This is a genomic window from Pseudomonas sp. yb_5, from assembly GCF_043103865.1.
Lineage (GTDB): Bacteria > Pseudomonadota > Gammaproteobacteria > Pseudomonadales > Pseudomonadaceae > Aquipseudomonas > Aquipseudomonas putida_Y.
Window position 1 is genome coordinate 73,545 of record NZ_JBICKE010000047.1, and the last position, 10,416, is coordinate 83,960.

Here is a 10,416-nt window from a genome sequence, read left to right on the forward strand (position 1 = left end):
GCATCAGGGCCGCCCTGCGGCCCTGACAGTGCTGTATGAACCACTCAGATCTCGACCTGCGTTCCCAGCTCGATCACCCGGTTCAACGGCAGGTTGAAGAAGCGCAGGTTGCCGTTGGCATTCTTCAGCAAGAACGCGAACAGGTTGCCCCGCCAGCGCGACATCCCCTCCAGCCGTGACGCGATCACCGTCTCGCGACTAAGGAAGTAGGTGGTGCGCATCGGCGTGAAGTCCAGGCCTTCCAGATGGCACAGCTTCAACGCGGCAGGCACGTCCGGCTCATCCATGAACCCAAAGTGCAGCAACACACGGAAGAATCCGTCGCCATAGGCTTCCACCTCGAAACGCTCATGTTCCGGCACCCGGGGCCGGTCTTCGCTGACCACAGTCAGCAGCACCACCTGGCTGTGCAGCACCTGGTTGTGCAACATGTTGTGCAACAGCGCATGCGGCACGGCATCGGAGCGTGCAGTCAGAAACACTGCCGTACCCTCGACCCGGTGCGGTGGCTGAATACGGATGCTGCTGATGAACAATGGCAATGGCAGCGCACCTTCATCGATGCGCTCGACCAGAATCTGCTTGCCGCGCTTCCAGGTGCTCATCAGCAGGAACAGCACACCGCCGGCCAACACCGGGAAGGCACCACCCTGGGCGATTTTCGGCACGTTGGCGGCGAAAAACAGCCCGTCGACAAACAGGAAGCCGACCAGAATCGGCACTGCGAGCAGCGGCGGCCACTTCCACAGCAGCAGCATCACCGCGGATACCAGAATGGTGGTCATCAGCATGGTACCGGTGACCGCAACCCCATAGGCAGCCGCCAGAGCGCCCGACGACCCGAAGCCGATGACCAACAGCACCACGCCCACCATCAGCGTCCAGTTCACCGCACCAATGTAGATCTGCCCCTGCTCGTCGCTTGAGGTGTGCTGAATGTGCATACGTGGGATGTAGCCCAGCTGGATGGCCTGACGGGTCAGGGAGAAGGCCCCGGAAATCACCGCCTGCGAGGCGATAACCGTGGCCATGGTTGCCAGCCCGACCAAGGGCAGCAGCGCCCAGTCCGGTGCCAGCAGGTAGAACGGGTTTCGCGCGGCCTCCGGGTTTTGCAGCAGCAGTGCACCCTGGCCAAAATAGTTGAGCAGCAGCGCCGGTAGCACCAGGAGGAACCAGGCCCGGGCAATCGGCTTGCGGCCAAAGTGCCCCATGTCGGCGTACAGCGCCTCGGCACCGGTCAGCGCCAGCACGACCGCGCCGAGAATGGCCACGCCGATGCCTGGGTGCACCACGAAGAAGTTGACTGCCCAGCCCGGGTTGAACGCCTTGAGCACTTCCGGGCTCTGCGAGATGCCATGCACACCCAACGCGCCCAGCGCCACGAACCAGGTAACCATGATCGGACCAAACAGCTTGCCGATCTTCTCGGTGCCGTGCCGCTGCACCAGGAACAGTGCCACCAGCACCACCAGCGAAATTGGCACCACCCAATGGTCGATACCGTCGAAGGCCAGGCCTACGCCCTCCACCGCCGACAGCACCGACACCGCCGGGGTGATCATACTGTCACCATAGAACAGCGAAGCGCCGATCAAGCCACAGATCACCATCAGCGTGCGCAGCCGCGGGTAGGCCGCCGTGGCCCGCCGCGCCAGTGCAGTCAGCGCCATGGTGCCGCCCTCACCCTGGTTATCAGCACGCAAGATGAACATCACGTACTTGAACGACACCACCCACAGCAGCGACCACAGGATCAGCGACAGGATCCCCAGCACGCCATCATGGTTGACCGAGACCCCATAGCCGCCGGTAAAGACCTCCTTGAGGGTATACAACGGACTTGTGCCGATATCGCCATAAACCACGCCGACCGCCGCCACGAGCAGGCCCACCGACCGCGACGCCCCCTGCTTCCCCTCGTGCCCGTCCTCAGCGTGACTGCTTGCCTGAACCATCGACCACTCCTGCAAACGGCCCTCACGGCCCTTGGTAATCACTTTGCCACCAGGCCCTTGAGGCACCCCGGCGCAACGGCGCGAAGCATAGCGCAGCGTTCGTCGTATTTCTGCTGGTCAAGCGCCCTTGCGCTCGCTAGAATTGCGCACTTTTTGATCAGAGGCGCCAAAAGCGCCCGTCAAGTTCGCCCCCGATTCCGGCCGGGCGACCTGCATTCAATACCGAGGTTAGTCATGTCCACCACGCCCGCCACCCCCAAGGTAGGTTTCGTAAGCCTGGGTTGCCCAAAAGCCTTGGTCGACTCTGAACGCATCCTGACCCAGCTGCGCATGGAAGGCTATGAAGTCGTGCCCACCTACGAGGACGCCGACGTGGTGGTGGTCAACACCTGCGGCTTCATCGACAGCGCCAAGGCCGAATCGCTGGAAGTGATCGGCGAAGCGATCAAGGAAAACGGCAAGGTCATCGTTACCGGCTGCATGGGCGTCGAGGAAGGCAACATCCGTGACGTGCATCCAAGCGTGCTGTCGGTCACCGGCCCACAGCAGTACGAGCAGGTAGTCAACGCGGTGCACGAAGTGGTGCCGCCGCGTCAGGACCACAACCCGCTGATCGACCTGGTGCCGCCACAGGGCGTCAAGCTGACCCCGCGCCACTATGCCTACCTGAAGATCTCCGAAGGCTGCAACCACAGCTGCAGCTTCTGCATCATCCCGTCGATGCGCGGCAAGCTGGTCAGCCGCCCGGTGGGTGAAGTGCTGAGTGAGGCCGAGCGCCTGGTCAAGGCCGGGGTCAAGGAGATCCTGGTGATTTCCCAGGACACCAGCGCCTACGGCGTCGACGTCAAGTACAAGACCGACTTCTGGAACGGCCGCCCGGTCAAGACCCGCATGCTCGAGCTGTGCGAAGCGCTGAGCAGCTTGGGCGCCTGGGTACGCCTGCACTATGTGTACCCTTACCCGAACGTTGACGACGTGATCCCGCTGATGGCTGCCGGCAAGATCCTGCCGTACCTGGACATCCCGTTCCAGCACGCCAGCCCGAAAGTGCTCAAGTCGATGAAGCGCCCTGCCTTCGAAGACCGCACCCTGGCACGCATCAAGAACTGGCGCGAGCAATGCCCTGAGCTGGTGATCCGCTCCACCTTCATCGTCGGCTTCCCGGGCGAGACCGAGGAAGACTTCCAGTACCTGCTGGACTGGCTGACCGAAGCCCAGCTCGACCGCGTGGGCTGCTTCCAGTACTCGCCGGTAGAAGGCGCCCCGGCCAACGAACTGGGCCTGGAAGAAGTACCGGACGACGTCAAGCAGTCGCGCTGGGACCGTTTCATGGCCCACCAGCAGGCCATCAGTGCTGCCCGCCTGCAATTGCGCATCGGCAAGGAAATCGACGTGCTGATCGACGAAGTTGAAGAACAAGGCTCGGTTGGCCGCAGCTTCTTCGATGCGCCGGAAATCGACGGCAGCGTGTTCATCGATGGCGACCATGGTTTCAAGCCCGGCGACAAAGTGCGTTGCCGTGTGGTGGATGCCGACGAATACGACATGTGGGCTGAACCCATCTAAAACGGCTGAAGCCAGCAAAGCCCCTGCCCCGGCGTTCTCCATTAGGGAATGACCGGCGCAGGGGCTTTTTTGTCAGAACGTGTGAAACAGCATCAGGCCGCCCTCGGCATCCGGGCTGGCATCCGAGAAGCCTTTGACTGCGTAAAGTTGGACTTTCCACTGCGGGTTGAGCTTGTGGGTGAGGAACAGGGTAAGTTCCTTGATCTGCGCCCCGGTCGAGACCACTTTCTGCCGCCAATCGTAGGAGGCGCCGGCCGAAGTACCGACCGCCACCGGCAGGGCAAAACCGAGGCTGGCAAATACCGGGTCGTCGAAATCGCTATCGGGCGGGTCGCCGAATTTCTTCCAACCCAGTGTCGCGAAGCCGGTGACCGGGCCAAAGCCCTTGGTGATGTCGACCTGGGTGGTGTAGTCGTACTGTCCGGTGCCCAGGCACTGGTCTTCGTCGGCGGTGGGGAATTTGACCTTGCCGATCAGGTCCAGCATCAGGCCGCCGTCACTACCATCTAGCAATGCATAGGCGACGCTGGCAACCGTGTCACCCAACCCGCTTTCCACGTCTCGGCAACCACCGGGCAAGGGGTCACCATTGGGGCCGACTTCGGGGTTGGTGATACGCAACCAGGGCACGGTAACCTTGTAGGTCATGGGGCCGTTCTCATACTTGCCGACCACCGGCAAGTACCAGATTTCCGACGTGGTGCCGGTGCCATAGTCGCCACTTGAATAGTCCATGCCAATAGCGGCACTGAAGGTATCAGCCAGCACCGACACACAGGTGCATGAGAGCAAACAGGCGAAAAGAGGGAGCGAGGGTTTCATTTGCACCTCAGTACGCTTTCGGGAAGCATGGTCGGACTTTCCCAGCCTAGTTGGCTAACGCCCGGATCGCTCTGGATGCTCGACTTTTTCCACCTTCTCAACTCTCTCTGGTAACTCCACCTTCTCGACCTTTTCGACCCGTTCAGGTTTTTCGACCTTCTCGACTTTTTCGACCTTCTCGACTTTTTCGACCTTCTCGACCCTCTCGACCTTCTCGACCTTCTCGACCTTCTCGACCTTCTCGACTTTGTCGGGTTTTTCGACTTTGTCGGGTTTTTCGACCTTCTCTACTTTTTCAACCTTCCCGGTTTTTTCGACTTCAACCTTTTCAACCCGATCGGAGCTTCCGCTGTTGCTGCGGGCCGACTGCTCCAAGGTGTCGCGGTGTGCCGACGTTCCCGACTTGTCAACGCTGCCATGGCTACCGGAGCCGTCGACGGCGCTGCGCCCACTGTGGTCATCACTGCTTTCATCGCGTTCGTTGGTCGCATCGCTTGCGCCATGACCGCTGCTGGAACCGCCGGAGCTGCTTTTGTCATGCTCACTACCTTGCCCCGACTGGCTTCTGCCGGGATTGTCTACACGGTCATCCTGGAATTCCACGCGGGTTGCCCGCAGCTCATGAGTACCATTGAGCACCCCGCTCACCCGCACACGTTGATCGAGCGCCAACGCCGTTGGCTGCCTGCCGACAATTACGGTGCCCTGCCCCAACGTCACATTGATACCTGCGACCACCAACTGCCGAGCTTGTGTGCGCTGCACCAGCCCTTCAACCACCGCCTGCTGGACACGGCCATCAAAAGGCAGGCTCGGGTCGGGACGGGTTTGCGCCACTTCAAGCTGGCGCCCGGTCCACTGGCCGCGTACCAGCAATTCACGAGCAGGCGCCACACGGGTACCCAACTTCAGCCCCTGAAGGCTGCCAGTGCGATCAACCGCGCCGATGGCGCTGGCCTCCCTCAACCCCGGTGCCCGTTCGATGCGGGTGGCCACTACTTCTCCCCGGGCATCGCGCAGGCCGCTGACCCTCACGGGCTCACCAGGGCGCAGCCCTTCAGCCACCCGCGCGCCAGCGGCCAACCGCACAGGTTGCCCCATGACCCGCAGGGGGGCCGAGGCATTGGGCAGCGCCGTCAATGGCCCTTCGAAGACGTTGAGGATCGAAATGCGCCCTGCTTGCAGGCCGCGCTGGGTGGCGAATGCCTCCACCGCCACCACCTGCCCGATCGCCAGCTGACCACTGCTGGCAGGTGCGCCGTTTTCACTCACCGGTACGTCCTTGCCATAGTGCACTTCCATGCCATTGACGCAGATCGAGGCGAATCCGGTGATGGTACCGACGATGCCAGTCCCTCCAGTACCGCCCGGGTGCAGGATCGGCGTACCGGTACCGTCCACACCATCCGCCACTGCACCTGTGCCGCCTGTACCCCCAGGGCGTTGCTGGACTGGGGCACCGGTGCCACCGACGCCGCCATTTTCATTGCGCACACCGGTGCCGCCCATGCCGCCGGGAAACTGCAGACTCGCGGCACCGGCCATACCCACTTCGTCACGGCTGACACATACCGGCGCTGCAGCCACCTCGCCCGGGACCATCAGGTTCCACCCGAAAACCAGGGCAAACGTGAAAGCACTGAGGTAGCGCACAAAAAGTGTCATGGCCCGGGTGTCTTCGACGGATCGGAATCGGTAGCTTCAGTGTAGAAATAAAGCCCGACAGTGATGCGCTGACGTTGTTCGATACCGGGCTCATCAACACTCTCCAACTCAGCTGCAAGTCGGCTGAAGGCAAGTAGTGTCTGCATGCCATCCTTGGCTACCACGTCACGCAGATGCTCGACGCTGGCCGGGCTCAAGGCATCGTAGTGCACGCTACGCTCAAAAAACGGCTGGCCTTCGCCGCTGAGGTTATGCACCGCAGCACAGGCATGGTCATGCAGGTTGTGGCCGAAATACGCAGCCTTTTCATCAAAGCCCTTCTGTGGCACAAATGCATGGGCTTCCAGGTGCACGCAATCCTGCTCATCGAGCCGCACGACGCCCAGGCGCAGCCATTCGTCCAGCACCACCCGACCGCGGATATCGGTGCTGACCCTGGCGACCAGGGCATCGAATGAGCAATCGCCACCCACACTGGCTAGCCGTGCAAGCGCCCTCGCCTGGCCGGGCGCCGAGCAGAATGGTGGGGTGTTGGTCCACACATTGACCAGCTGTGCACCTAGCGTGATGTTATCCGGCAGGGTCGTAAGTGCAGTGTCACCCTCATTACGCAGCCGCCGGACATCTTTACGATGTACGCCTGTAAGCAGGCTGATACGGCTGTCGGTTGGCGCAGTGTCGTTCAGGCGAAACTCGCGATGGGCTACATCGACGAACACCTGCTTGAGCAGGTCGGTGAACATCGTGTAGGTGACCCCTTTGCGCAGCATCAGGCGCACCAGCGGGCGCATGACACGCCGCAGCGCACTCAGCATCGACGGGGGTAAAACAGGCGATTGCATTGAGGGCATTCCTTGACAGAGGCACCCAGTATAAAGCGAGGGAATAAATCCCACGCAAACCGCAATCATGTCCCGGCATGGACTAGGAAAAAGCTGTCAGCGCTCATTGGAAATGACGTGACAAAGGCAGGCAGGCCAGAACCTGCTCATACAAAACCCGTCCGCTGGGTTTTGTATGGACCACTTCGGATCAGTACCAATCAGCTTCTGCTGTTGTCATCCCCGGCCTCGCCACCGGCATGAACACCGTGGTCATCACCCGGTTCGCCACCCACATGGTTGCCGTGATCATCACCAGGTTCACCACCAACGTGATTACCGTGATCATCCCCAGGCTCACCGCCGACATGATTACCATGATCGTCACCTGCTTCAGCATGGTTGCTGCTGCGCCCAGCGTTTGAATTGCCGTCGTGGCCACTGCCACTGTTGCCGGCATGGCCACCACCGTCACCGCCGCTGCCGTGGCCACCACTTCCGCTTCCGCTGCCACCATGGCCACCGCCTCCCCCACTTCCACCGCCACCGTGACCACCGCCTCCACCACTTCCGCCGCCACCGTGACCACCGCCTCCACCACTTCCGCCGCCACCGTGACCACCGCCTCCACCACTTCCGCCGCCACCGTGACCACCGCCGCCGCCACTTCCACCGCCACCATGGCCACCACCGCCTCCCCCATGACCGCCACCGCCACCGCCGCCGCCGCCGCCGCCGCCATCTTTAGCGTAAGCACTGGTGCCATGAGAAATCGAGTCAGGGATCAAGGCAATGGACATCGACAACACGCCAGCTACAGCTGCCGCGAGTAACGCCTTCTTGAACAGCAGGTGGATTTGCATAGTCCGTCTCCAGGTCTTCGCCACGAGAACGCCAAATCAGTCAGGAATCCAGTTTCAGATTGAACTTATATTTACGTGGGATTTTTTCCCACGCTTTATTAATAGACCGTCACTCCCCAGGTCTCAAGCGCCAAGCGAACAAGCCGACCGGTGGTTGGCCTGCTATGTTTTCCCTATCGCCCCAGAGGAACGCCGGCATGCCTGCGCTACTGACGCTGCAAACCCCGCGCTTAAGCGACTACAGCGAGCTGGTACAAGTGTGGGAGGATTCGGTACGTGCCACCCACGACTTTCTGCCAGAGGGCTATATCCTGCTGCTGCGCGAACATGTGCTGCGCCGTTATCTCGACGCAGTGATGCTGGTCTGCTGCAAGGACCGCCAGCGCATCTGTGGTTTCGCCGGTGTCGCCAACGGGCGGGTGGACATGCTGTTCGTCGCACCTGGCTACCGTGGCCAAGGGGTAGGCAAGCGCCTGCTGCGCTATGCCATCAGCGAACTGAATGCCGAGTACCTTGACGTCAACGAACAGAACCCGAAAGCGCTGGGCTTCTACCTGCATGAAGGTTTCGAGGTCATCGGCCGTTCGGAAACCGACGGCCTGGGCCAGCCCTATCCTCTGCTGCACATGAGGCTAATGCGTACAGTGACTTGAGGCGGCGCCTGAATGTGCTGCGCTACGTGTCCAAAATGGCGCATCTGACACAGATTCCCATCATCTACCGCTTGCAGGCAGGTACAATGGAGGCCTTTCCCTGCCTTGCGAATTGCCCCATGTCCGAACCCGTCCGCCTGTCCAAACGCCTCATCGAGCAGCTCGGCTGCTCCCGCCGCGAGGCCGAGCAGTACATTGAAGGAGGCTGGGTAACGGTCGATGGCGTGGTGGTCGAGCAACCGCAGTTCAAGGTCGAGCAGCAGCGCGTCGAGCTACTGCCGGGCGCCCGTGCCGAAACCCTGGAACCGGTGACCCTGCTGCTGAACCAGCCAGCCGGCATGGACAGTGAAGTCGCCCGCGCCAGCATGAACATGGGCAGCCTCAGCGAAGCCCACCGCGAAGGCGTGCGCGCCCTGCACGGGCATTTTGCCCGGCAGGCCTGCGTGGCACCGCTGGAGCGTGGCGCCAGCGGCCTGCAGGTGTTTACCCAGGACTGGCGGGTATCCCGCAAGATCGAGGCCGACCTGCGTCGCCTGGAACAGGAGTTCATCATTCAAGTGCGCGGCGAAACCACCCCCCAGGCGCTGGAACGCCTGGCGCGTGGGGCCATGCGCAATGACCGCGAATTGCCTAAGGCCAAGGCCAGCTGGCAGAACGAGACACACCTGCGCATGGTATTGAAAAACCCACAACCAGGGCAGATTTCCGAACTATGCGCCTACCTGCGCCTGGAGCTTTTAGGCATGCGACGCATTCGCCTGGGTGGTGTGTCGATGGGCAAGCTGCCCTTGGCCCAATGGCGCTACCTGGCTACCTCCGAACGTTTCTAAGCAATACGCCGCGCTGGAACGCGCGGCACCTGAACAGGATTCTGCTGCAATGAACCACAACGACGTCCTGCGCAGCCTGCGCTACATGCTCAAGGTGAACGACGCCAAGATGGCCGAGATCATCGGGCTCTCTGGCCTCGAAGTGCATCCTCTGGTGCTGGCCACCTACCTGAAAAAAGAAGAAGAGGAAGGCTTCGTGCGCTGCCCGGAACGGGTAATGGCGCACTTCCTTGATGGCCTGGTGATCTACCGCCGAGGCAAAGACGATAGCCGCCCGCAGCAGCCGATCGAGCTGCCGGTAACCAACAACCTTATCCTCAAGAAGCTGCGTGTGGCCTTTGAGCTCAAGGAAGACGACCTGCACGCGATTCTCAAGTCGGTCAACTTCCCGGTCAGCAAACCTGAGCTCAGCGCGCTGTTCCGCAAGGCGGGCCACGACAACTACCGCCCCTGCGGCGACCAGTTGATGCGCAACTTCCTCAAGGGCCTGACCCTGCGCGTGCGCGGCTGAGTGGCCATGCAGCATACGGTTGTCCCGGTCGGCATCGTCCACTCCTGTTTCAAGGAAAAGTTCGCCATTCCGCGCCAGCCGCAGCTGGCGCCTGCCGCCCGGGGCGTACTCGAACTGTTGCCGCCGTTCGATCAAGGTGACGCGGTCGAGGGCCTGGAGCAGGTCAGCCATGTCTGGCTGCTGTTCCTGTTCCACCAGGCCCTGGAAGAAAAGCCGCGCCTGAAAGTGCGACCACCGCGTCTGGGCGGCAACAAGAGCATGGGGGTGTTCGCCACCCGCGCCACCCACCGGCCCAACGGTATCGGCCAGTCGGTGGTACGCCTGGAGGGCGTGGAGCCCGGGCGCCTGCTGCTGTCCGGGATCGACCTGCTCGACGGCACGCCGGTGCTGGACATCAAGCCGTATGTGCCCTATGCCGACAGCATCGCTGGCGCCAGCAACCAGATGGCCAACGCAGCGCCGGTGGCAATTGCCGTGCACTGGGCCGACAACGCCCTGCTCCAGGCCCGCGAGCATGCGCTGCGCCTGAGCGAGCCGCTGGTGGAACTGATCGAGCAATGCCTGGCGCAGGACCCACGGCCGGCCTACCAGATACCACCGGCCGAGCGGGTGTACGGGGTGAAGTTCTGGGACGTGCAAGTAAGGTGGCATTACCCGCAGCCGGACGTCATCCGGGTGTTGGAAGTGGTACTGGGCTGAGGGCCACGGGCTTCGCCCGTGTTCGCGGGCA

10 protein-coding genes are annotated in these 10,416 nt (G+C 62.0%); 5 read left to right on the forward strand and 5 right to left on the reverse strand.

The window, feature by feature from the left end; all coding sequences use genetic code 11:
* Positions 1-44: 44 nt before the first annotated feature.
* Positions 45-1,955 carry a potassium transporter Kup gene (locus ACF8GF_RS05875; protein ID WP_392461650.1) on the reverse strand — a complete coding sequence of 637 codons (1,911 nt, stop codon included), beginning with the start codon at positions 1,953-1,955 and terminating at the stop codon, positions 45-47.
* 234 nt (positions 1,956-2,189) lie between these two features.
* Between ACF8GF_RS05875 and rimO the strand changes: the two genes are divergently transcribed.
* Positions 2,190-3,521 (forward strand): 30S ribosomal protein S12 methylthiotransferase RimO, encoded by a 1,332-nt coding sequence (gene rimO, locus ACF8GF_RS05880; protein ID WP_392488178.1) that lies wholly within the window; start codon positions 2,190-2,192, stop codon positions 3,519-3,521.
* Positions 3,522-3,593: 72 nt separating this feature from the next.
* On the opposite strand, the gene ACF8GF_RS05885 is transcribed toward rimO, so the two are convergent.
* The 4 genes from ACF8GF_RS05885 to ACF8GF_RS05900 form a co-directional block, all read right to left on the reverse strand.
* Positions 3,594-4,343 (reverse strand): hypothetical protein, encoded by a 750-nt coding sequence (locus ACF8GF_RS05885; RefSeq protein WP_392488179.1) that lies wholly within the window; start codon positions 4,341-4,343, stop codon positions 3,594-3,596.
* 54 nt (positions 4,344-4,397) lie between these two features.
* Entirely contained in the window at positions 4,398-6,008 is a 1,611-nt protein-coding gene (locus ACF8GF_RS05890; protein ID WP_392488180.1) for a DUF5666 domain-containing protein, read from the reverse strand.
* Positions 6,005-6,850, reverse strand: coding sequence for a DUF6502 family protein (locus ACF8GF_RS05895; RefSeq protein ID WP_392488181.1), 846 nt, complete (start codon positions 6,848-6,850; stop codon positions 6,005-6,007). Before ACF8GF_RS05895 ends, ACF8GF_RS05890 begins: the two co-directional genes overlap by 4 nt.
* Before the next feature lie 190 nt (positions 6,851-7,040).
* Positions 7,041-7,595, reverse strand: a complete 555-nt coding sequence (locus ACF8GF_RS05900; RefSeq protein WP_392488182.1) for a hypothetical protein — start codon at positions 7,593-7,595, stop codon at positions 7,041-7,043.
* Between the two features lie 294 nt (positions 7,596-7,889).
* On the opposite strand from ACF8GF_RS05900, the gene ACF8GF_RS05905 reads away from it, so the two are divergent.
* From ACF8GF_RS05905 to tsaA, 4 genes are all read left to right on the forward strand, one after another.
* Positions 7,890-8,345, forward strand: coding sequence for a GNAT family N-acetyltransferase (locus ACF8GF_RS05905; RefSeq protein ID WP_392488183.1), 456 nt, complete (start codon positions 7,890-7,892; stop codon positions 8,343-8,345).
* A gap of 119 nt (positions 8,346-8,464) precedes the next feature.
* Positions 8,465-9,175: an rRNA pseudouridine synthase gene (locus ACF8GF_RS05910; protein WP_339443516.1), complete on the forward strand. Its 711-nt coding sequence runs from the start codon at positions 8,465-8,467 to the stop codon at positions 9,173-9,175.
* A gap of 49 nt (positions 9,176-9,224) precedes the next feature.
* Positions 9,225-9,686, forward strand: a complete 462-nt coding sequence (locus tag ACF8GF_RS05915) for a DUF1456 family protein (RefSeq protein ID WP_003254807.1) — start codon at positions 9,225-9,227, stop codon at positions 9,684-9,686.
* Between the two features lie 6 nt (positions 9,687-9,692).
* Positions 9,693-10,385 carry a tRNA (N6-threonylcarbamoyladenosine(37)-N6)-methyltransferase TrmO gene (gene tsaA, locus ACF8GF_RS05920; protein ID WP_101196305.1) on the forward strand — a complete coding sequence of 231 codons (693 nt, stop codon included), beginning with the start codon at positions 9,693-9,695 and terminating at the stop codon, positions 10,383-10,385.
* Positions 10,386-10,416: the final 31 nt, after the last annotated feature.

Excerpts from the sequence above, each read along its gene's own strand:
- ACF8GF_RS05910 (WP_339443516.1), top strand. The coding sequence starts at position 8,465 with ATGTCCGAACCCGTCCGCCTGTCCAAACGCCTCATCGAGCAGCTCGGC.
- ACF8GF_RS05895 (WP_392488181.1), bottom strand. The coding sequence starts at position 6,850 with ATGCAATCGCCTGTTTTACCCCCGTCGATGCTGAGTGCGCTGCGGCGT.
- ACF8GF_RS05875 (WP_392461650.1), bottom strand. The coding sequence starts at position 1,955 with ATGGTTCAGGCAAGCAGTCACGCTGAGGACGGGCACGAGGGGAAGCAG.
- ACF8GF_RS05905 (WP_392488183.1), top strand. The coding sequence starts at position 7,890 with ATGCCTGCGCTACTGACGCTGCAAACCCCGCGCTTAAGCGACTACAGC.
- tsaA (WP_101196305.1), top strand. The coding sequence starts at position 9,693 with ATGCAGCATACGGTTGTCCCGGTCGGCATCGTCCACTCCTGTTTCAAG.
- ACF8GF_RS05900 (WP_392488182.1), bottom strand. The coding sequence starts at position 7,595 with ATGGCACCAGTGCTTACGCTAAAGATGGCGGCGGCGGCGGCGGCGGCG.
- ACF8GF_RS05890 (WP_392488180.1), bottom strand. The coding sequence starts at position 6,008 with ATGACACTTTTTGTGCGCTACCTCAGTGCTTTCACGTTTGCCCTGGTT.
- ACF8GF_RS05915 (WP_003254807.1), top strand. The coding sequence starts at position 9,225 with ATGAACCACAACGACGTCCTGCGCAGCCTGCGCTACATGCTCAAGGTG.
- ACF8GF_RS05885 (WP_392488179.1), bottom strand. The coding sequence starts at position 4,343 with ATGAAACCCTCGCTCCCTCTTTTCGCCTGTTTGCTCTCATGCACCTGT.
- rimO (WP_392488178.1), top strand. The coding sequence starts at position 2,190 with ATGTCCACCACGCCCGCCACCCCCAAGGTAGGTTTCGTAAGCCTGGGT.